Here is a 21,029-nt window from a genome sequence, read left to right as displayed (position 1 = left end):
ACTCCACAGCTACCCCTTCACAGCACCCTGCATGATCCCGGCGACGATCTGCCGACCGAGTACGAGGAAGACGATCAGAATCGGGACCGTGGCCATGGTGGTCCCGGCGAGCACGAGCGTTTTGTCGACGTAGTAGCCGCTCTGCAACTTCTCCAGGGCGACCTGCATCGTCGGGTTGTCCGCGTTGAGCACGATCAGCGGCCAGAGGAAGTCGTTCCACGACATCATGAACGTGAAGATGCCCAGCATGGCGGCGGCCGGGCGCACCGCGGGCAGGCACACGTGCCAGAACGTGCGGATCATGCTGCACCCGTCCATGCGGGCCGCCTCGATCAGCTCGTCGGGCACGGCGTCGGCGATGTACTGGCGCATCCAGAACACGCCGAACGCGGTCACCAGGTTGGGCACGATGACCGCGCCGAGGGTGCCGGACCAGCCGTACTCCGCCATCACCATGTACAGCGGGATGATGCCGAGCTGGGTGGGCACGGCGAGCGTGGCGACCACGAACACCATCAGCGGACCGCGGCCCTTGAACCGCAGCTTGGCGAACGCGAACCCGGCCAACGTCGACAGCACGACCACCGAGACGGTGACCGTGCCGGAGACGATGACGCTGTTGCCCAGCGCCTTCCAGAACGGGATCGTGTCGAACACGCGCCCCGCGTTGACGAAGAACTGGCCGCCGGGCAGCAGGGGCGCCTCGGCGGTGAAGGTGGCGTCGTCGTGGCTGGCCACGAGGAACGACCAGTAGAACGGGAACGCCGACCCGAGGATGAACGCGATCAGGATCCCGTAGACGGTGAAGCCCGGGCGCCGCTCGGACAGCGACACCGACTTCGAGCGCCGGCGCTTGGCGGGTGTGGTCCCGCCCGCGGTCGGCGCCGGGCGATCGGTGATGGTGGCCATCACGCCTCCCCACTGGACGCGAGCCTGCGGGTGAGCAGGAAGTTGATCCCCGCGATCGCGATGATGACGATGAACAGGACCCAGGCCATCGCCGAGGCGTAGCCGAGGTCCTGGCTCTGGAAGCCTGCCTGGTACATGTAGAGCACGACCGTCTGGTACTGGTTGGTCGCGCCGCCGTTGGCGCCCGCCGAGGGCGAGAACAGCAACGGCTCGGTGAAGATCTGCAGACCGCCGATGGTCGAGGTGACGACCACGAAGATCAGGGTGGGGCGCAGCATCGGCAGCGTGATGCTGATGAACTGGCGCGCCTTGCTCGCACCGTCGACCCACGCGGCCTCGTACACGTCACGGGGAATCGCCTGCATGGCGGCCAGCACGATGAGGGCGTTGTAGCCCGTCCAACGCCAGTTGACCATGGTGGCGATGGCGACGTGGCTCCACCAGCGGTCGGCCTGCCAGTCGATCCGGTCGAAGCCGAAGAACTCGATGATGTTGTTGATGGTGCCGTACTGCACGCCGAACAGGTCGCCGAAGATGATGGTCAGGGCGACGAGGCTGGCCACGTAGGGCAGCAGCACGCCCATCCGCCAGCCGGTCCGCCCGCGCAGGGCGGTGTTGAGCAGCGCGGCCAGCAGCACGGCGATGATGACCTGCGGGATGGTCGAGATCGCGAAGATGCTGAACGTGTTGACCATCGCGTTCCAGAACTGCGAGTCGGCCAACAGCGTGGTGTAGTTGTCGATGCCGATGAACGGCTGCTCGTCGGCGCCGAGCTCCCACTCGAACAGCGAGATGTAGGCGGTGTAGAGCAGCGGGAACAGGCCCACCACCGCGAACAGGATGAAGAACGGGGCGATGTACAGGTACGGCGAGACCTTAACGTCCAGGTTCGTGAGCCGGTAGCGCCAGCTCAGCTTGCCCGAACCGATGTCATCGTTGTCGTCGCGCCGCGGCGGGCGGGGCTCGGCGCCCCGCCCGCGCGCGACCGAAAGCTCGGTCGTCATTACTTGGCAGCCTTCTTGGCTCCCTCGATGACCTGCTTCCAGGCGTCCTCAGCGGAGGTGCCCTGCTCGACCGAGGTCAGCGCCGGCGACACCACGTTGTCCTGGATCTCGCCGTCCTTCGGGCCCTTGTACTGGGCCGCCGCGACCTTGTTCGCCTGCTCGGAGAACAGCAGGCCGACCTTCTCGCCACCGAAGTACTCGCTGGTCTGGTTCAGCAGCTCGGGGGAGATCAGCGCCTGGGTCTGGCTCGGGAACGTGCCCTTGGCCTTGAACGCCTTGATCTGCTGCTCGGGCGCGGTCAGCCACGCGGCCAGCTTGGCGGCCTCGGCCTTGTTCTTGCCCTGCTTCGGGACGGTCAGGTACGAGCCGCCCCAGTTGCCGCCGCCGCCGGGGAACGCCGCGGTGACGGCCCACTTGCCCTTGTGCTCGGGGCCGGCGTTGCCCTCGATGACACCCAGCATCCAGGACGGGCAGGTCTTGGTGGCGAAGGCCGACTCCTTGAAGCCCTTCTGCCACTCCGGGCTCCACGCGGAGAGCTTGGCCGACTGGCCGCGCGCGACCGCGCCGGTGACCAGGTCCCAGGTCTTCTTGTCGGTGTTGGTCTCGATCACGAGCTTGTCGTCGCGGTCGAAGTAGCCGGTCTCGGCCTGGTTGTGCATCGGGTTGAAGATCTGGGCGGCCGAGTCGAACCACGGCTTGCCGGTCTTCTGCACGTAGGTGTCACCGGCCTGGAAGTACGAGTCCCAGGTGGCGAACAGGGCCTTGACGCCCTCGGGGTCGGACGGCAGGCCGGCGGCCTCCAGCATGTCCTTGCGGTAGCACATGGCCAGCGGGCCGATGTCGGTGCCGTAGCCGATGAGCTTGTCGTCCTTGGTGGTGACCGCGTCGACCTTCCACTGCAGCCAGCGGTCCTCGCGGACGTCGCTCGGGCCGATCTCCTTGAGGTTCTCGAACTGGCCCGACTTCGCCATGACCTGGCTCAGGAAGCCCTCTTCGACGGCTTCGACGTCGGCGAGACCGGAGCCGGCGCCCAGCTTGGTGAACAGGTTCTGGTGGTGCGGCGCGGCCTGGCCGGTCTTGCGCTGCGTGACCTTGACGTTCGGGTTGGCGGCTTCGTACTCCTTGAGGAGCTCCTCGTAGCCGAACTCGTTGAAGGTCGCGATGGTCAGCTCGACCTTGCCATCGGACGACGTGCCGGACCCTCCCGAGCCACAGGCCGTGGCGACAGCGGCAAGCACTGCGGTGCAGGCCAGGACTTTGGCCAAGCCCGCTCGACGGTAGCGCACGAGAACTCCTCAGTTGATCGGCGGTGAACGTTCTGGGAGCGCTCCCAGGTTTTGGGGGAGTGTGGTTCGCGCCACGGAGTTGTGTCAAGCTCCCGTGTCCGCGCTGTTACCGACGTTGCGACATTTGCCTTGCTGGACCGATTCTGCTAGCGGTGTCCCGCGTGGTCCGTTCAGGCACTGTTCGTAGACCGGTCGGACACGCTCGGTTCATCCCCGCGCCGAACGGCCCGGAAAAGATTCACGAGTCGCGAACCCACTCACCCGCCACCAGTCTGCACCGGAAGTGTGCACTTGTCCGCCACCACCCCACCGCGAGTCGCGACGGGTGACCCGCCGAGTGGTCCGGACGGGTAGCGCGAGTCGGCCGGCCGGGTGGTGCGCGCCGGCCGGCCGAGTCACCTCCGGACGGCCCGCGGGACGGGGCGGGACGTCCATTCAGGACCAGTGGTCCGCGCGGGCGTTTCGTCACACCCGCGACGGTGTCCTTATATAGGGGTACCCCTCATTATCGGGGTGTTTCCGGGACGTTATAGATCGCCCGCGCGCGGGCGTGCGGGGTCAACGCCCGTCCTCCAGGTCGCCCTCGGTTTCCAGGTACGCCTTTTGCAGCGCCTCCAGCGTGGCGGCCTCCGGGTGCTCCCACATACCCCGGCTGGCGGCTTCCAGGAGCCGTTCGGAGATGCCGTGCAGCGCCCACGGGTTGGACCGCTCCAGGAACTCCCGGTTCACCGGGTCCAGCACGTAGCTCGCCGCGAGCTGCTCGTACATCCAGTCGGCGACCACGCCGGTCGTGGCGTCGTAGCCGAACAGGTAGTCGACGGTCGCGGCGAGTTCGAACGCACCCTTGTAACCGTGCTTGCGCATCGCGGCCAACCACCTCGGGTTGACCACCCGCGCGCGGAAGATCCGATTCGTTTCCTCGTGCAGTGTCCGGGTCCGCACGGCATCGGGCCGCGTGCTGTCGCCGACATAAGCGGCGGGCGCTTTTCCGGTCAGCGCCCGCACGGTCGCGACCATTCCGCCGTGATATTGGAAGTAGTCGTCGGAATCGGCGATGTCGTGTTCACGGGTGTCGATGTTCTTCGCCGCGACCGCGATGCGCTTGTACGCGTTCTCCATCGCCGGGCGCGCCGGCACGCCGTCGAGTTCGCGGCCGTAGGCGTAGCCGCCCCACACCGCGTACACCTCGGCGAGATCGGCGTCGTCGCGCCAGTTCCGGCTGTCGATCAACGGCAGCAGGCCGGCGCCGTACGCGCCCGGTTTGCTGCCGAAGATGCGCATTGTCGCGCGGCGCGGGTCGTTGTGCTGCGCCAGATCGGCTTGGGCGTGCGCGCGGACGTAGTTGTCCGCGGCCGACTCGTCGAGGTTCGCCACCAGTCGCACCGCGTCATCGATCAGTGCCACCACGTGCGGGAATGCGTCGCGGAAGAAGCCGCTGATGCGGACCGTGACGTCGATTCGCGGCCGGTTCAACTCGGCGAGCGGGATCACCTGGAGACCGGTGACGCGACGGGACTGGTCATCCCATTCGGGCCGGACGCCCAGCAGCGCGAGCACCTCGGCGATGTCGTCACCCGCCGTGCGCATGGCGCTCGTGCCCCAGACCGAGAGGCCGACCGACGGCGGCCACTCCCCCGTCTCCGTGCGGTAGCGCTCCAGCAGCGAGTCGGCCACGGCCTGCCCGGTCTCCCAGGCCAGCCGGGACGGCACCGCCTTGGGGTCCACCGAGTAGAAGTTGCGGCCCGTCGGCAGCACGTTCACCAGGCCGCGCAGCGGCGAGCCGCTGGGACCGGCCGGCACGTACCCGCCGTCGAGGGCGTGCAGCACGTTGGTCAGCTCGTCCGTGGTGCGGGCCAGCCGCGGCACGACTTCCAGCGCGGCGAACTCCAGGATCCGCGCCACGTCCTCGTCGTCGGTGAGCGTCCGGGCCGCGTTGACGTCCCAATTGGCGTCTTCCATCGCTTGGACCAGCGCGCGGGCCCGTTCCTCGACCCGGTCGGTGGCGGCGCGGTCGTCCCCGGACTCGGTCAGGCCCAGCGCCTCGCGCAGGCCCGGCAGCGCGGCGACCTGCCCGGCCCACATCTGCTTGGCCTGCAGGATCGACAGCACCAGGTTGACCCGGGTCTCGCCGGTCGGCGCCACGCCGAGCACGTGCAGGCCGTCGCGGATCTGGACGTCCTTGACCTCGCACAGCCAGCCGTCGACGTGCAGGATCAGCTCGTCGAACTCGGCGTCGTGCGGCCGGTCGTCCAGGCCGAGGTCGTGGTCGAGCTTGGCGGCCTGGATGAGCGTCCAGATTTGGGCCCGGATCGCCGGCAGCTTTGCCGGGTCCATCGCGGCGATGTTGCCGTGCTCGTCGAGCAGCTGCTCCAGCCGGGCGATGTCGCCGTAGCTGTCGGCCCTGGCCATCGGCGGCACGAGGTGGTCGACCAGGGTGGCGTGCGCCCGGCGCTTGGCCTGGGTGCCCTCGCCCGGGTCGTTGACCAGGAACGGGTAGATCAGCGGCAGGTCGCCCAGGGCCGCGTCCGGGCCGCAACCCGCCGACAGGCCGACGGTCTTGCCCGGCAGCCACTCCAGGTTGCCGTGCTTGCCCACGTGCACCACGGCGTCCGCGCCGAACTCGTCCTCCAGCCAGCGGTAGGCGGCCAGGTAGTGGTGGCTCGGCGGCAGGTCGGGGTCGTGGTAGATGGCGATCGGGTTCTCGCCGAAGCCGCGCGGCGGCTGGACCATCACCACGACGTTGCCCGAGCGCAGGGCGGCCAGCACGATCTCGCCGTCGGGGTCGGCGGACCGGTCCACGAACAGCTCGCCGGGCGCCTCGCCCCAGTGCCGCTCCATCTCCCGCCGGGTGTCCTCGGGCAGGGTGGCGTACCACTTGCGGTACCGGGCCGCGGGCAGCCGCACGGGGTTGCCCTGGAGCTGCTCGTCGGTGAGCCAGTCGGCGTCCTGCCCGCCGGCGGCGATGAGGGCGTGGATCAGCGCGTCGCCGTCGAGGGCGGCCACGCCCGGCAGCTCGTCGCCGATGTCGTAGCCGCGTTCGCGCATCGCGGCCAACAGCCGCACCACGCTGGCCGGGGTGTCCAGGCCGACCGCGTTGCCGATGCGGGAGTGCTTGGTCGGGTACGCCGACAGCATCACCGCGATGCGCCGTTCGGCCGGCGGGATGTGGCGCAGCCGGCCGTGGCGCACGGCGATGCCCGCGACCCGCGCCGCGCGTTCTTCGTCGGCGACGTAGACGGTGAGGCCGTCCTCGTCGACCTCCTTGAACGAGAACGGCACCGTGATGATCCTGCCGTCGAACTCCGGGATCGCGACCTGCGTGGCGGTGTCCAAAGGGGACAGCCCGTCGTCGTTGCCGTCCCAGTCGGCACGGCTGCTGGTCAGGCACAACGCCTGGAGGATCGGCACGTCGAGGGCGGCCAGCGCGCCCACGTCCCACGCGTCGTCGTCGCCACCGGCGGACACGGCGGCCGGCTTGGTGCCGCCCGCCGCGAGCACGGTGACCACCAGGGCGTCCGCTTTGCCCAGTTCGGCCAGCAGCTCCGGGTCCGCCGTGCGCAAGGAGGCGCAGTAGATCGGCAGCGGACGGCCGCCCTTGGCCACGATCGCGTCGCACAGCGCGTGCACGAACGCCGTGTTCCCGGCCACGTGGTGGGCGCGGTAGTAGAGCACCGCGATGGTCGGCCCCTCGACCGCGTCCTGCCGCTCCAGCAGGCCCCAGGTCGGCGTGGGCGCGGGCGGCGCGAAGCCGTGGCCGGTGAGCAGCACCGTGTCGGACAGGAAGCGGTGCAGCTCGGCGAGGTTGGCCGCGCCGCCGTGCGCCAGGTAGGCGTGCGCCTCCGCGCAGACGCCGCCGGGCACGGTCGACAGCTCCATCAGCGGCGCGTCGGGGTTCTGCTCACCGCCCAGCACGACGACCGGCAGGCCGCGGGCGAGCAGCCAGTCCAGCCCTTCCTCCCACATCCGGCGACCGCCGAGGATGCGCACGACCACCAGGTCGACGCCCTCCACCAGCGCCGGCAGGTCGTCCACGGCGGTGCGGGCCGGGTTGGCCAGGCGGTAGTCCGCGCCGCTCGCGCGGGCGGACAGCAGGTCCGTGTCGGAGGTCGACAACAGCAGGATCACGTGCGGGCTCCATCCCTCGGGGGTCCTCGCCCCGGTCGTAGGGGACGGCGAGCGGAGTTCCTGACTCCCGGGGGGCTCCCCGGTCACAGTGGCGGGACCGCGCCGGATTCACACCGGCTTCCTCCTGCTGCTTCGCCGTTCGGAGGTCACCCTAACGGCAGTTAGCATCCAGTCCATGCCCGCGCAGCGAACTCACCCGGACGCCTGCCCCGGAGCCGTCGACGTCCACCAGGCCGCCGACGGCGGGTTGGCGCGCGTGCGGGTGCCCGGCGGGACGTTGAGCGCGGCGCAGGTCGACGTGCTGCGGGCCGCCGCGACCGAGCTGGGCGACGGCGTCCTCGAGCTGACCTCGCGGGCGAACCTGCAGATCAGGGGCTTGGCGCCGGGCGCGGAGCACGAGCTGGGTGCCCGGCTGCGCGACGCCGGCCTGCTGCCCTCGATGACCCACGAGCGGATCCGCAACATCGTCGCCGCGCCGTTGGAGGACAACCAGGCGCTGGTCGACGCGATCGACGCGGCGTTGTGCGGTGTGCCGGAGCTCGCGTCCCTGCCCGGTCGGTTCCTGGTCACGGTGGGTGGCGCGGTGAGCGGCCTGTCGGGTGACATCGGGCTGGTCGGTGACGCGTTGTTCCTGGCAGGCCACGATTCAGGGCTGCGCGTGGCCGACCCGGTGGCGGCCGTGGTGACCGCGGCGCGGGTGTTCGGCGAGGTCCGCGGCGAGGCGTGGCGGCTGTCCGAAGTGGACGGCGGTGTGCGGAAGATCACGGCCGCGCTCGGTGTGCCCGGTCCCGTGAAGCTCGAGCCGGCTGTGACGCCCGTCGCACCCGGCGCGCACGGCTCGGTCGTCGTGGCGGGCGTGCCGCTGGGGCGCTGGGACGCGCGGCTGCTGGCCGGTGTGCCGGTGCGGCTGACGCCGTGGCGCAGCGTCGTGCTGCCGGCCGGGAGCGACACCAGCGGCTTGTTCACGTCACCGGACTCGCCGTGGCACGGCGTGAGCGCGTGCACCGGGCGTCCGGGGTGCGCGAAGTCGTTGGCCGACGTGCGCGCCGACGCGGCCCGCTGGGTCGACACCCGGACCGCGCCGGGTCGGGTGCACTGGTCCGGTTGCGCCCGCCGGTGCGGGCGGCCGGCCGGCGACGTGGTGGAGTTCGTCGCGACCGGCGACGCCTACGAGGAGATCAGGTGACCAGCTACGTCAAGGACGGCGCGGAGATCTACCGCCGTTCCTTCGCCACCATCCGCGCCGAGGCAGACCTGGCGCGGTTCCCGTCGGACGTGGCGCGGGTGGTGGTGCGGATGATCCACGCCTGCGGGATGGTCGACCTGGTCTCCGACGTCGACTTCTCGCCGCACGTGGTGCGCGACGCGCGGGCGGCCCTGCTGGCCGGCGCGCCGATCCTGTGCGACGCGCAGATGGTCGCGGCGGGCGTGACGCGGCGTCGGCTGCCCGCGGACAACGAGGTCGTGTGCACGTTGGGCGACCCGCGCGTGCCGGGGTTGGCAGCCGAGCTGGGCACCACGCGCAGCGCGGCGGCGTTGGAGCTGTGGCGCGACCGGCTGGAGGGCGCCGTGGTCGCCATCGGCAACGCGCCCACCGCGTTGTTCCACCTGCTGGAGATGATCGCGGCGGGCGCACCCCGGCCCGCCGCCGTGCTGGGCGTGCCGGTCGGGTTCATCGGCGCGGCGGAGTCGAAGGACGCGCTGGCGGACCAGGACCTGGGGTTGGAGTACCTGGTCGTGCGCGGTCGGCGGGGTGGCAGCGCCATGACCGCGGCGGCGCTCAACGCGATCGCGAGCGAGGAAGAATGACGGGCAAGCTGTACGGGGTCGGGGTCGGTCCGGGCGACCCGGAGCTGGTGACCGTCAAGGCGGCGCGGCTGATCGGCGAGGCGGACGTGGTCGTCTTCCACAGCGCGCGGCACGGGCGCAGCGTGGCGCGCCGGATCGCCGCGCCCTACCTGCGGGACGGCCAGATCGAGGAGCAGCTCGTCTACCCCGTCACGACCGAGGACTCCGACGACTACCAGGGCGAGATCGACGCGTTCTACGAGGAGTGCGCGGCACGGCTGGCCGCGCACCTCGACGCCGGGCGCACGGTGGTGGTGCTGGCGGCGGGCGACCCGTTCTTCTACGGCTCCTACATGCACCTGCACAAGCGGTTGGCGCACCGGTACGAGGCCGAGGTCGTGCCTGGCGTGACGTCGGTGAGCGCGGGCGCGGCGGTGATCGGGCGGCCGCTGGTGGAGCGCGACGAGGTGCTGACCGTGCTGCCGGGCACGCTGCCGGCCGACGCGCTGGTCGAGCACCTCGCCGGCGGCGACCCCGTGGCGATCATGAAGCTCGGGCGGACCTTCCCGCGGGTGCGGGAGGCGTTGGCGCGGGCTGGTCGGTTGGACGAGGCGTGGTACGTGGAGCGGGCCACGACCGGCGCGCAGCGCACCGCACCGCTGTCCGAAGTGGACGCCGACGGCGTGCCGTACTTCTCGTTGGCGTTGCTGCCGAGCAAGCCCGCTCAGCGGACGACGGGCCAGGGCGAGGTCGTGGTGGTCGGGCTCGGGCCGGCCGGGCCGGAGTGGTTGACGCCGCAGGCCCGGCGGGCGCTGGCGGAGGCCGACGACCTGGTCGGCTACGTGACCTACCTGAACCGGGTGCCGGTGGACCCGCGGCAGCGGCGGCACGCGTCGGACAACAAGGTCGAGGCGGAACGGGCCGCGTTCGCGCTGGACCTGGCCAAGCGGGGACGGCGGGTCGCGGTGGTGTCGTCGGGCGACCCCGGCGTGTTCGCGATGGCCAGCGCGGTGCTGGAGGTGGCGACCGAGGAGCAGTTCGCGGACGTGCCGGTGACCGTGCTGCCGGGGTTGACCGCGGCGCACGCGGTGGCGAGCCGGGCCGGCGCGCCGCTGGGGCACGACTACTGCGTGGTGTCGCTGTCGGACCGGCTCAAGCCGTGGGAGGTGATCGAGGAGCGGCTGGAGGCCGCGGCGCGGGCCGACCTCGTGCTGGCGATCTACAACCCGGCCTCGCGCAGCCGCACGTGGCAGGTGGAGAAGGCGCGCGACCTGCTGCTGCGGCACCGCTCCCCGGACACGCCGGTGGTCGTCGGGCGGGACGTCGGCGGGCCGGAGGAGGCCGTGCGCGTGGTGCGGCTGGCGGACCTCGACCCGTCCACCGTGGACATGCGCTGCCTGCTGCTGATCGGGTCGTCGCAGACCCGGGTCAGCTCGCGCGGCACGGTGTTCACCCCGCGCCGCTACCCCGGGTGAGCCACTCGACGGCCTCGGCGACCGTCTCCACCAGCGGCGCGGGCGGTGGCGGCGGGCGGCGCACGACGACGACCGGGATGCCGAGGTGACGGGCGGCGGTCAGCTTGGCCGCCGTCATCGGACCACCGCTGTCCTTGGTGACCAGGACCTCCACCCGGTGCTCGCGCATCAGCCGCACCTCACCGTCCACTGTGTACGGTCCGCGGTCGAGCACGACGTGCAGCCGCGGGTTCGGCGGGTCGGGCGGGTCGACCGTGCGCGCCACGCCGCCGGTGAACGCGCCCAGCTCCTGCCGTCCGGTGGTGATGAAGGCCCGGCGGCCCGCGACGAGCGCGGCGGCTTCGGCGACGCTGTCGACGTAACGCCACCCGTCCTCGGGCGGCCAGCCGGGGCGGCGCAGCACGAGGAACGGCGTGCCGGTCGCGGTCGTGGCGGCGAGGGCGTTGGCGGTGATGCGGTCGGCGAACGGGTGCGTGGCGTCCACGACGGCGTCGACGCGTTCGGCCCGCAGGTAGGCGATCAGCCCGTCCACACCGCCGAAGCCGCCCACGCGCACCTCGCCGACGGGCAGCTTCGGGTCGGCCACCCGACCGGCCAGCGACGAGATCACCCGCAGGTCGACGAGCGCGGCGGCCAGCTCACGGGCCTCCCCGGTGCCACCCAGCACCAGCACGGTCTTCACGGCTGTTGCATCCTGTCGTCGTGAGCACGAACCTGCGCTTCGGCTGGACCACCGGCGCCTGCGCCACCGCCGCGACCACGGCGGCGTACACGGCGTTGCTCACCGGCGCGTTCCCCGACCCGGTCGGGATCGTGCTGCCGAAGGGCCAGACGCCGACGTTCGCGCTGGCCCGGGAGTCCCTGGGCGGGGGCAGCGCCTTCGCCGCGATCGTGAAGGACGCGGGCGACGACCCGGACGTCACGCACCTCGCGCTGGTCGGTGCCGAGGTCCGGCACGGCGCGCCCGGCAGCGGCGTGGTGTTCGAGGCGGGGCCCGGCGTGGGCACGGTGACCAAGCCGGGGCTGCCGCTGCCGGTGGGCGAGCCCGCGATCAACCCCGTGCCGCGGCGGATGATGCGCGAGCACGTCGCGCGGGTGGCGGCCGAGCACGGCGGCACCGGCGACGTGGTCGTGTCGATCTCGGTCGAGCACGGCGAGGAGCTGGCGCGCAAGACGTGGAACCCCCGGTTGGGGATCCTGGGCGGGCTGTCGATCCTGGGCACGACGGGGATCGTCGTGCCGTACTCGTGCTCGGCGTGGATCGACAGCATCCGGCGCGGCATCGACGTGGCGCGGGCGCAGGGCTACGAGCACGTGGCCGGCTGCACCGGCAGCACGTCGGAGAAGGTCGCCGCGGCGCTGCACGGGCTGCCCGAGGACGCGTTGCTGGACATGGGCGACTTCGCCGGCGCGGTGCTGAAGTACCTGCGCCGCCACCCCGTGCCGCGGCTGACCATCGCGGGTGGCATCGGCAAGCTGTCCAAGCTCGCCCACGGCCACCTGGACCTGCACTCGGGCCGCTCGCAGGTCGACCTGGGCTTCGTGGCCTCCCTCGTGGACGACCCGGCGCTGGCCGGGGCGATCACGGGGGCCAACACGGCGCTCGGCGCGTTGCAGGTGTGCCAGGCGGCGGGCGTGCCGCTGGGCGACCTGGTGGCGGCGAAGGCCAAGGCCACGGCGGACGACGTGCTGCGCGGCGCGCCGGTCACCGTGGACGTGGTCGTGATCGACCGCGCGGGCACGGTCGTCGGGCGGGCCTGACACCGTCACGAGCGGCACCGCGCGGTGGAGTAGAGGTGGCTGTCCGGGAAGCCCTCGGCGGTCAGGACCTTCCCCACCACGATGACGGCGGTCCGCTTCACCCCCGCCTCGCGCACCTGGTCGGCGATGTCGGCCAAGGTGCCGCGCAACACCAGCTCGTCCTCCCGGCTGGCCCGGGCCACCACGGCGACCGGGCAGTCCGGGCCGTAGTTGGGCAGCAGGTCGGCCACCACCTCCTCGACCCGCTGCACGGCCAGGTGCAGCACGAGCGTGGCGCCGGACCGCCCCAGCGACACCAGGTCCTCCCCCGGCGGCATGGGCGTGGCGCGGGCCGACGTGCGGGTCAGCACCACGGTCTGGCCGACGCCCGGCACGGTCAGCTCGCGGTTCAGCGCCGCCGCCGCCGCGGCGAAGGCCGGCACACCGGGCGTCACGTCGTAGTCGATGCCCAGCGCGTCCAAGCGGCGCATCTGCTCGGCCATCGCGCTGAACACCGACGGGTCACCGGAGTGCAGGCGGGCCACGTCCTGGCCGGCGGCGTGCGCGGCGGCCAGCTCGGCCGTGATCCGGTCCAGGTCGAGGTTCGCCGTGTCCACCAGCCGGACGCCCGGCGGGCAGTGCTCCAGCACCTCGACCGGCACCAGCGCGCCCGCGTACAGGCAGACCGGCGACTCGGCGATGAGCCGCGCCGCCCGCAGGGTCAGCAGGTCGGCCGCGCCGGGCCCGGCGCCGATGAAGTGGACGGTCACGCGTTCTCCTTGGTCACTACCCACGTGGTCACGGGCATCTGCGGCCGCCAGGCGGTGAACCCGCCGACCGCGCCGGCCCGGCTCACCTCGATCCGGCTCAGGTCGCCGCCCAACCGGCCGCGCCACCGCGTCAGCACGGCCTCCGACTCCAGCGTCACGGCGTTGGCCACCAGCCGCCCGCCGGGCCTCAGCGCGTCCCAGCAGCGCTCGACCACACCGGCGGCGGTCAGGCCGCCCCCGATGAACACCGCGTCGGGGGCCGCCAGGTCCAACACCTCCGGCGACGAGCCGACGACGACCTCGATCCCCGGCACGCCCAACCTGGTCGCGTTGCGCTTGATCCGCGCAGCGCGCTCCGGGTGCTTCTCCACCGCGATGGCCCGGCAGCTCGGGTGGGTCCGGCACCACTCGACCGCGATGCTGCCCGCACCCGCGCCGACGTCCCACAGCAGCTCGCCGGGGCGCGGCGCGAGCAGCGCCACCGTCACCGCGCGCACCTCGCGCTTGGTCAACTGCCCGTCGTGCTCGAACACCTCGTCCGGCCGCCCCGGTGTCAACGACTCGCCGTCGGCACCGCACTCGATCGCGAGCACGTGCAGCGGGTCGGCGTCGTCGAGCGAGTGGTGCACCCGCTCCCGCGGCCCGCCCAACTGCTCCAGCACCGTCAACCGGGCGTCCGGGGCCAACGCGGCGACCTCGCGCGGATCACCACCGAGCACGAGCACGCGCCGTCCCGGGTGCAGGTGCGGCACGACGAGCGCGGCGGGCTTGCCGACCAAACTGACCACGTCCACGTCGTCCAGCGCCCACCCCAACCGCGCACACGCCAACGACACCGACGACGGGTGCGGCAACACCCGCACCTCGCCCAACAGCCGCACCAACGTCGTGCCGATGCCGTGGAACATCGGGTCGCCGCTGGCCAGCACCCCGACCCGCCTGCCCTCGTACCGGGCCAGCAACCCGGGCAGCGCGGGCACCAGCGGCGAGGGCCACGGCACCCGCTCGAACTCGCCGGGCACCAGGTCGAGCTGCCGGGAGCTGCCCATCAGCACCTCGCACGACTCGATCTCGCGCCGCGACGCGGTCGGCAGGCCGTCCCAGCCGTCCGCGCCGATGCCGATGACGGTGACGCTCACACCGTCCCCAGCACGCGCGTGACGGCGATCTCGATCACCACGCGCTCCGGGTTGGGCCGGGGCGTGCGGTAGCGGTCGGCGTAACGGCGTTCCGCGTCGCGCACCACCTCCGGCTCCTGCCGGACCACGGCCCGCCCCTCCAGCGTCGACCAGCGGCGTCCGTCCACTTGGCACACGGCCACGGGCGCGGAGCCGGCCGCGAGGATCTGGCGGACCTTGTGGGACCGGCGCGACGTGATCACCCTGGCGGTGGCCGTCTCCACGTCCAGCGTGACGCCGACCGGCACCACGTGCGGCGTGCCGTCCGGGCGGATCGTGGTCAGCGTGCACAGGTGGCGCTCGGTCCAGAACGCGCGGAAGTCCTCGCCCTTGCTCGACAACATGCGTGCATCATGCGGCACGCGCGGGCTATCGTGGAAAACGTGACGCGCCGATTTAGCCACCCCCGGCCGGGAGACCCGGCCGCTGGGGACGTGCGCTAGCTCACGCGGTCCCGGTGGCGGGACCGGCCAGGGGGTTCTCACCCGGCCCGAGCCACCGTTCGAAGGGACCACCATGCCTCGCGACCTCAGCGACCCCGCCTACGGGCCGCACGCCATGCAACTGCTGGTAGACGACATCCTCGCCGCCCTGCCGGGTGAACTGCGCGTGCTGCGCGACCACCCGGAGGTGTCCGTCGACGACAACTACACCGCGTTGGGCTACCCACCCGACGCCGTCACCCGTGACGCCCGCTACACGCGCTACACCAGCGAGAACCGCATGTTGCGCAGCCACACGACCGCCATGGTGCCGCCGGCGTTGCGCCTGCTGGGCACCCAGCACGACTGGGACGACGTCCTGCTGGCGTGCGTGGGCATGGTCTACCGCCGTGACGCGGTGGACCGGGTCCACTCGGGCACCCCGCACCAACTGGACCTGTGGCGGATCTCCCACCACCGCGCCGACCTGGACGAACTGATCGAGACCGTCCTGACCACCGCCCTCCCGGGCCTGCCCTACCGCACCACACCGGCCACCCACCCCTACACCACCGAGGGCCGCCAAGTGGACGTCCTGGTGGACGGCCACTGGCTGGAGGTCGCCGAGTGCGGCCTCGCCGCCACCCACGTCCTGCGCCGCGCGTGGCTACCGCCCAAAGTCCACGGCCTGGCCCTGGGGCTGGGCCTGGACCGCCTGCTGATGCTGCGCAAGGGCATCCCGGACATCCGCCTGCTGACCTCCGACGACCCCCGCGTGCGCACCCAGATGCTGGACCTGACCCCCTACCGCCCGGTCTCCAAGCACCCCTCGATCACCCGTGACATCTCCGTCGCCGTCGACCACCACGCCGACAGCGAAACCCTGGGCGACCTGGTCCGCACCGCCATCGGCGACCTGGTCGAAGAAGTCACCATCCTCAACGAAACCCCGATCACCGCCCTGCCCCCAACCGCCGCCGCCCGCCTGGGCGCAACCCCAACCCAGAAGAACGTCCTCCTCCGCCTCCACCTCCGCCACCCGACCAGAACCCTGACCGACCAAGAAGCCAACACCGCCCGCACCACCGCCTACAACACCATCCACCAGGGCACTGAACCACTCCCCCCACCCCACCTCGCCATCCTCACCCCACCCCCAACGGACCCGCAGCCCACCCACCGAGGCCCGATTTGACATGGGTTCGGGTGCTTTAGGCTGGTCGAAGCCGGCAGGCCTGGCGGGACGCTTTTCCCCGCCGGGCCTGCCGGCTTTGGCCTGCCTGGAGTGCCCGTAAGGGCCCCATGTCAAATCGAGCCGGAAGCAAGCACAGCCAACCGCCCCCGGACTCGCACCCCGGACTCCCCCACCGCACCTGAGCGTTCAACTCGGGGGTCCCGAACGTAGGACTCTCGCGTTCTGAACGTAGGACACACGCGTTCCGAACGTAGGACTCTCGCGTTCCGAACGTAGGACTCACGCGTTCCGAACGTAGGACACGCGCGGGAGCTGGGGTCAGGCGCGGATTTCGTTCAGGTAGTTGTAGATCGTGTAGCGGGTCACGCCGAGCACGCCCGCCAGGTAGTCGACGGAGTCGCGGATGAGGAACAGCCCAGCCTCGTCCAGCACCTTCACCACCTGCGACTTGTGCGACTTCTTCATCAACTCCACCGGCACCCCGACCGCCGCCACGGCACGCTCCACCAACACCCGCTGGAGCGTGTCCACATCACCGGGGAACACCTCCACCGGAGCCCCGGCCGCCCTCACCACCGCAGCCGGCTCCGGACCACGGTCCAGTCCGGGCTCCCGGTTCACGCACAAGCACCCGACCGCCACCCCCCGCTCATCCCGCAGGAACACCGTCGACGAGTGGATCACCCGCCCGTCCGGCGCATACGTCTCGTACCCGGCGAGATCCTGCGTGGTCCCCCGCCGGACGAGCCCGAGCAGCAGATCCGTCATCGGCCCACCGACCTTGCGCCCGGTGAGGTCCCCGGCGATCGCGATGATCGAGTTCGGCAACGCGCCGAGGTCGTGCAGCACCACCTCGGTACCCGGCCCCAACGCCGCCGCCAGGCTGTTCACCGTGGGAACGAGGGCGTTGAGCACCTCCGCCGTGACCGCCCCCGCCCGCTCGAACCCCGCAGATCCCGCAGACCCCGCAGACCCCACGGACCCAACAGACCCGGCCGAACCCGACGGCACCACGACCGCAGCCGGCCCGCGCATCTCCTTCAACGCCGCCGCGAACCGGGCAACCGTCTCCCCCGTGGTCGACGCGTGCGGCGACAACCGCACGTGCTCCGGCCGCACGGTCGCCGTCACCCCGGCGTCCGCCAACGCCGCCCCCACCACCGACGGCGGGTGGCCGGGCAGCGTGAACGCGAGGATCCCCGCCCGCCGGTCCACGGCCGACACGACCTCACCCCCGACCGCCCGGATCACCTCCGCCAACTCGTCGGATCGTTCAACAACCCGATCGAAGATCGCCTCGACCCCCGCCAGCTCGACCAACTCCAACCCCGCCGCCAACGCCTCGGACGCGACCGGGCTCAGGTTCGTGATCGACCACCCCGCCGCCCCTTCCCCGACCGGGTGAATGCCGTTGTCGAACAGCCCGGCGTCCTCCGCTCCCGTCCACCCCGACAGCACCGGGTCCAGCCTGCTCAACGCCCGGTCGGACAACGTCATGAAGCCGGTCGACCACCCCGCCCGCACCCACTTCTGGCCGCCGACGACCAGCACGTCGGCCACCTCCCACGGCTCGTCCACGACGCCGAAGCCCTGGATCCCGTCCACGACCAGCAGCCGGTCGCCCACCACCTCGCGCAACGCCGCCAGGTCCGCGCGGTACCCGGTGCGGAAGTCCACCGCGCTCACCGAGAGCGCCACCGTCTCCGGTGTCAACGCCTCGCGCACCACGTCCGCCGTCACGGGCCCCGGCGGCAGCCACGACACGTCCACCGACGGCGACCGCGCCCACGGGTAGGTGTTCGCCGGGAACTCACCCGACGACACCAGCACCTCGCCGCTGACCCCGAGCGCCGCCTGGAACAGCCCGGTGCTCGTGTTCGGCAGCAGCGTCACGTGGTCGGTGTCCCCGCGGCACAGCCGCGCCACCGCCGCCTTCGCCCGCAGCTCCTGCCGCATGAGGTCGTCCACCGTGGACGGCCCGGCCGCCGCCGACGCCTCGACCAGCCGGGCGGTGGTGTCCACCACGGCGAACGACGGCGGCCCGAAGCGGGCGAAGTCCAGGTACCCCTCCGGCTCGTGGAACTGGACGAGGTAGGACGACGGGATGCGCATGACCACCTAGAGCACCTTCGCGAGGAACTGCTGCGTGCGTTGCTGTCGCGGATTGTCCAGCACCTGTGCCGGCGGCCCGGCCTCGACCACCGCACCGTCCACGAGGAACACCACCGAGTCGGCCACCTGCCGGGCGAACCCGATCTCGTGCGTGACCACGATCATGGTCATGCCGTCTCGGGCCAGGTCCACCATCACGTCCAGCACCTCGCCGACCAGCTCCGGGTCCAGCGCCGAGGTGGGCTCGTCGAACAGCATGAGCTTCGGCCGCATGGCCAGCGCCCGCGCGATCGCGACCCGCTGCTGCTGGCCGCCGGAGAGCTGGTGCGGGTAGGCGTCGGCCTTGTCCGCGAGCCCCACCCGGTCCAGCAACGCCCGCGCCTGCTCCGACGCGACCCGCCGAGGGGTCCGCAGCACGTGCACGGGCCCTTCGGCGACGTTCTCCAGGGCCGTGCGGTGCGGGAACAGGTTGAACCGCTGGAAGACCATGCCGATGCCCCGCCGCTGCCGCGCCACCTCCCGTTCGCGCAGCTCGAACAGCTTCCCGCCGGCGCGCGGTGAACCCGACCGGCTGCCCGTCGACCCAGATGCGGCCCGCGTCGATCGTCTCCAGGTGGTTCACGCACCGCAGGAACGTCGACTTGCCCGCGCCGGACGGCCCGAGCAGGCACACCACCTGGCCCGCTTCCACCGACAGGTCGACGCCCCGCAACACCTCGACGTCACCGAACGACTTGCGCACGCCCACCGCCCGCACGAGGCTCACCGGGCCACCCCCTTGCCGTAGTGGCGCTCCAGGAAGTGCTGCCCGACGCTCGCCACGCTGACCACGACCATGTACCACGCGGCGGCGGCCAGCAGCGTCTCCATGATCTGGAGGTTGCGCGAGGCGATGTTGTTGGCCGCGTGGACCAGCTCCAGGAACCCGATGACCGAAGCCATGGACGTGCCCTTGAGCATGTTGATGAAGTTGTTGCCGGTCGGCGGGATGATCACCCGCATGGCCTGCGGCAGCACCACGCGGCGCAGCGTGGTCGCGGGCGTCATGCCGATGGCCTTGGCCGCCTCGACCTGGCCGTGGTCGACGCTGTTCAGCCCGGCCCGCACGATCTCGGCCATGTACGCGCTCTCGTTGAGCCCCAGCCCGAGCAGCGCCGCGACGAACGCGGTCACCAGGACGTTGGTCTTCTCCTCGACCAGCCCGAACACGGAGATGTTCTCGAAGACCAGCGCGAGGTTGAACCACAGCAGGATCTGGAGCAGCACGGGCAGGCCGCGGAACAGCCACACGTACCCGGCGGCGAACCAGCGCGCGACCGGGTTGGCCGAGCGGCGCAGCAGTGCGATCACGACGCCGAGCACGATGGCGCCCGCCTGGGCGGCCAGCGCCAGCACGACCGTGTTGACCAGGCCGCGCAGCATGACGTCGTGGGTGAAGAACCCGGGCACGGCCGCGTAGTCGATCTTCGCCCCGGCCAGCGACCAGCCCAGCGCACCGACCACCGCCAGGATGACCGCGCCGCCGACCCACCGCCCCCGGTGCCGCAGGGGCACGACCACCAAGTCGTCGTGGGCGTCCGGCGACCCGCGGTCCTCACTCGCCATTGACGGTCGCCTTCGTGACCGCGCCCTGCTCGACGTCCCAGGCTTCGAGGATCTTGCCGTAGGTGCCGTCGTCGATGAGCGCTTGAAGTGCCTTCCGCAACGCCGTGGTCAGCTCCGGGGTGTTCTTGTCGACGCCGATGCCGTACGGACCGCCGTTGATCGGGGCCAGGTCGACGACCTCGAAGAACTCGCCGTCACCCGCGGTCTTGGCCACGTAGACGGCGGTCGGCAGGTCGTTGAGGATGGCGGCGACCCGGCCGGTGCGCAGCTGGTTCTGGTTCTGCGTGTCGCTGTCGGTGGCGGTGACCGCGATCGGGTCGCCGGACAGGCACTGGAACTGCTTGGCGTAGGTCTCCTGGCTGGAGCCGAGGTTGACCGCGACGGACTTGCCGCACAGGTCGTCCGGGCTCTTGATGCCCGCCGGGTTGCCCTTCTGGACCGTGATCGTGATGCCGGAGGTGAAGTAGTCGACGAAGTCGATCGCCTGCCGCCGCTCCGGCGTGTCGTTCATCGCGGCCATGGTCACGTCGATCCGGCCGGCCTGAAGGCTGGTGATGAGCGAGCCGAACGCCATGTCCTGGTGCTCGACGGTCAGCCCGAGCTTCGCGCCCAGTGCCTTGACCAGGTCGACCTCCGAACCGACCGGGGTCCTGCCGTCGGCGGCGTAGAAGTTGTTCGGCGGGTTCTGGATGTTCGAGCCGACGCGCAGCCGACCCGCCTGGGCGATGGCGGCCGGCAGGGTCGCGGCCAGCGCCTCGTCCTCGGTGACCGCCTCCACGATCGCCGAGGTCGACGGCAGGTCGTCGGCGGGCCCGGCCGGTGGGTCCTCGACCGGCGCACCGCACGCCACCAGCGCGAACAGGGACAGGGCGAGGGCTGCGGTCCCGCGCACGGCACACCTCCTGCGTTCGAGTGAGGCGAAACTACAACTCCTTGTTGAAGGTGTCCACAATTCGTTGAAGGGAATTGTGGGCGTGTGGACGTCGTTGGTCCGGGTACAAGGGGGCGACCCCATGTCCACAGCGAGGAGGACCTATGGCCACCGTGGAGCTGACCGCGGAGAACTTCGACGAGGTTGTCGGCGGCTCCGAGATGGTCCTGGTCGACTTCTGGGCGGACTGGTGCGGCCCTTGCCGCCAGTTCGCCCCGACCTACGAGAAGTCCGCCGAGAAGCACACCGACATCGTGTTCGGCAAGGTCGACACCGAGGCGCAGCAGCAGCTCGCCGCCGCGTTCCAGATCAGGTCGATCCCGACCCTGATGATCGTGCGCGACGGCGTGGTGCTCTACGCGCAGCCGGGCGCGCTGCCGGAGGCGGCGCTGGAGGACCTCATCGACCAGGCCCGCAAGGTCGACATGGACGACGTGCGCAAGCAGGTGGCGGAGCAGCAGCAGCAGCAGGCCTGACCGGGCGGCCAGG

17 protein-coding genes, 1 pseudogene and 1 riboswitch are annotated in these 21,029 nt (G+C 71.6%); of the genes and pseudogenes, 6 read left to right on the top strand and 12 right to left on the bottom strand.

The features are described 5' to 3' along the window. Positions 1-9 precede the first annotated feature (9 nt). The 4 genes from LZG04_RS18530 to cobN form a co-directional block, all read right to left on the bottom strand. Positions 10-909, bottom strand: a complete 900-nt coding sequence (locus LZG04_RS18530) for a carbohydrate ABC transporter permease (RefSeq protein ID WP_267936785.1) — start codon at positions 907-909, stop codon at positions 10-12. Then, a complete protein-coding gene (locus tag LZG04_RS18525; RefSeq protein WP_233818628.1) occupies positions 909-1,913 on the bottom strand; it encodes a carbohydrate ABC transporter permease in 1,005 nt (334 codons plus the stop codon). Before LZG04_RS18525 ends, LZG04_RS18530 begins: the two co-directional genes overlap by 1 nt. Then, the gene (locus tag LZG04_RS18520; protein ID WP_233818626.1) at positions 1,913-3,199 is read right to left on the bottom strand and encodes an ABC transporter substrate-binding protein; all 1,287 of its coding nucleotides are present in this window, start codon (positions 3,197-3,199) and stop codon (positions 1,913-1,915) included. The genes LZG04_RS18525 and LZG04_RS18520 overlap by 1 nt, the downstream gene beginning before the upstream one ends. 558 nt (positions 3,200-3,757) lie before the next feature. Further along, entirely contained in the window at positions 3,758-7,324 is a 3,567-nt protein-coding gene (gene cobN, locus LZG04_RS18515) for a cobaltochelatase subunit CobN (RefSeq protein WP_233818624.1), read from the bottom strand. A 33-nt stretch (positions 7,325-7,357) separates the two neighbouring features. Then, positions 7,358-7,492, bottom strand: a riboswitch (cobalamin riboswitch). Positions 7,493-7,499: 7 nt separating this feature from the next. Here cobN and LZG04_RS18510 point away from each other — a divergent pair. Genes LZG04_RS18510 through LZG04_RS18500 form a run of 3 tightly spaced genes read left to right on the top strand, consistent with a single transcriptional unit; the run spans position 7,500 to position 10,587 of the window. Continuing rightward, positions 7,500-8,510, top strand: coding sequence for a hypothetical protein (locus LZG04_RS18510; protein ID WP_233818622.1), 1,011 nt, complete (start codon positions 7,500-7,502; stop codon positions 8,508-8,510). Beyond that, positions 8,507-9,133, top strand: a complete 627-nt coding sequence (locus LZG04_RS18505; RefSeq protein WP_233818620.1) for a precorrin-8X methylmutase — start codon at positions 8,507-8,509, stop codon at positions 9,131-9,133. Before LZG04_RS18510 ends, LZG04_RS18505 begins: the two co-directional genes overlap by 4 nt. Continuing rightward, entirely contained in the window at positions 9,130-10,587 is a 1,458-nt protein-coding gene (locus tag LZG04_RS18500) for a precorrin-2 C(20)-methyltransferase (RefSeq protein WP_233818618.1), read from the top strand. The genes LZG04_RS18505 and LZG04_RS18500 overlap by 4 nt, the downstream gene beginning before the upstream one ends. On the opposite strand, the gene LZG04_RS18495 is transcribed toward LZG04_RS18500, so the two are convergent. Continuing rightward, positions 10,562-11,269 carry a cobalt-precorrin-6A reductase gene (locus LZG04_RS18495; protein ID WP_233818617.1) on the bottom strand — a complete coding sequence of 236 codons (708 nt, stop codon included), beginning with the start codon at positions 11,267-11,269 and terminating at the stop codon, positions 10,562-10,564. The genes LZG04_RS18500 and LZG04_RS18495 overlap by 26 nt on opposite strands. A 20-nt stretch (positions 11,270-11,289) precedes the next feature. Here LZG04_RS18495 and LZG04_RS18490 point away from each other — a divergent pair, with 20 nt between their 5' ends. Then, positions 11,290-12,348: a cobalt-precorrin-5B (C(1))-methyltransferase gene (locus tag LZG04_RS18490; protein ID WP_233818615.1), complete on the top strand. Its 1,059-nt coding sequence runs from the start codon at positions 11,290-11,292 to the stop codon at positions 12,346-12,348. A 5-nt stretch (positions 12,349-12,353) separates the two neighbouring features. On the opposite strand, the gene cobM is transcribed toward LZG04_RS18490, so the two are convergent. Genes cobM through LZG04_RS18475 form a run of 3 tightly spaced genes read right to left on the bottom strand, consistent with a single transcriptional unit; the run spans position 12,354 to position 14,619 of the window. Continuing rightward, the gene (cobM, locus tag LZG04_RS18485; protein WP_233818613.1) at positions 12,354-13,097 is read right to left on the bottom strand and encodes a precorrin-4 C(11)-methyltransferase; all 744 of its coding nucleotides are present in this window, start codon (positions 13,095-13,097) and stop codon (positions 12,354-12,356) included. Continuing rightward, positions 13,094-14,236, bottom strand: a complete 1,143-nt coding sequence (gene cbiE, locus LZG04_RS18480; RefSeq protein ID WP_233818611.1) for a precorrin-6y C5,15-methyltransferase (decarboxylating) subunit CbiE — start codon at positions 14,234-14,236, stop codon at positions 13,094-13,096. The genes cobM and cbiE overlap by 4 nt, the downstream gene beginning before the upstream one ends. After that, positions 14,233-14,619 (bottom strand): pyridoxamine 5'-phosphate oxidase family protein, encoded by a 387-nt coding sequence (locus tag LZG04_RS18475; protein ID WP_233818609.1) that lies wholly within the window; start codon positions 14,617-14,619, stop codon positions 14,233-14,235. Before LZG04_RS18475 ends, cbiE begins: the two co-directional genes overlap by 4 nt. A gap of 172 nt (positions 14,620-14,791) precedes the next feature. Here LZG04_RS18475 and LZG04_RS18470 point away from each other — a divergent pair, with 172 nt between their 5' ends. Further along, a complete protein-coding gene (locus LZG04_RS18470) occupies positions 14,792-15,892 on the top strand; it encodes a hypothetical protein (protein WP_233818608.1) in 1,101 nt (366 codons plus the stop codon). Between the two features lie 318 nt (positions 15,893-16,210). Here LZG04_RS18470 and LZG04_RS18465 read toward each other — a convergent pair whose 3' ends face one another. The 4 genes and pseudogenes from LZG04_RS18465 to LZG04_RS18450 form a co-directional block, all read right to left on the bottom strand. Beyond that, complete coding sequence (locus LZG04_RS18465) at positions 16,211-18,004, bottom strand: aminotransferase class V-fold PLP-dependent enzyme (protein ID WP_233818681.1); 1,794 nt, start codon at positions 18,002-18,004, stop codon at positions 16,211-16,213. A 6-nt stretch (positions 18,005-18,010) separates the two neighbouring features. Beyond that, positions 18,011-18,770: pseudogene (locus tag LZG04_RS18460) on the bottom strand (amino acid ABC transporter ATP-binding protein). Continuing rightward, complete coding sequence (locus LZG04_RS18455; protein ID WP_233818606.1) at positions 18,767-19,609, bottom strand: amino acid ABC transporter permease; 843 nt, start codon at positions 19,607-19,609, stop codon at positions 18,767-18,769. Before LZG04_RS18455 ends, LZG04_RS18460 begins: the two are co-directional and overlap by 4 nt. Next, on the bottom strand, positions 19,599-20,501 hold the full coding sequence (locus LZG04_RS18450; RefSeq protein WP_374202831.1) for an ABC transporter substrate-binding protein: 903 nt from the start codon (positions 20,499-20,501) through the stop codon (positions 19,599-19,601). Before LZG04_RS18450 ends, LZG04_RS18455 begins: the two co-directional genes overlap by 11 nt. Before the next feature lie 143 nt (positions 20,502-20,644). On the opposite strand from LZG04_RS18450, the gene trxA reads away from it, so the two are divergent. Next, the gene (gene trxA / locus LZG04_RS18445) at positions 20,645-21,016 is read left to right on the top strand and encodes a thioredoxin (RefSeq protein WP_233818604.1); all 372 of its coding nucleotides are present in this window, start codon (positions 20,645-20,647) and stop codon (positions 21,014-21,016) included. Positions 21,017-21,029: the final 13 nt, after the last annotated feature.

It is taken from the genome of Saccharothrix sp. S26 (assembly GCF_021390395.1).
Lineage (GTDB): Bacteria > Actinomycetota > Actinomycetes > Mycobacteriales > Pseudonocardiaceae > Actinosynnema.
The sequence above is the reverse complement of the archived record's forward strand: the minus strand, read 5'-3'. Positions and strand labels throughout refer to the sequence as shown.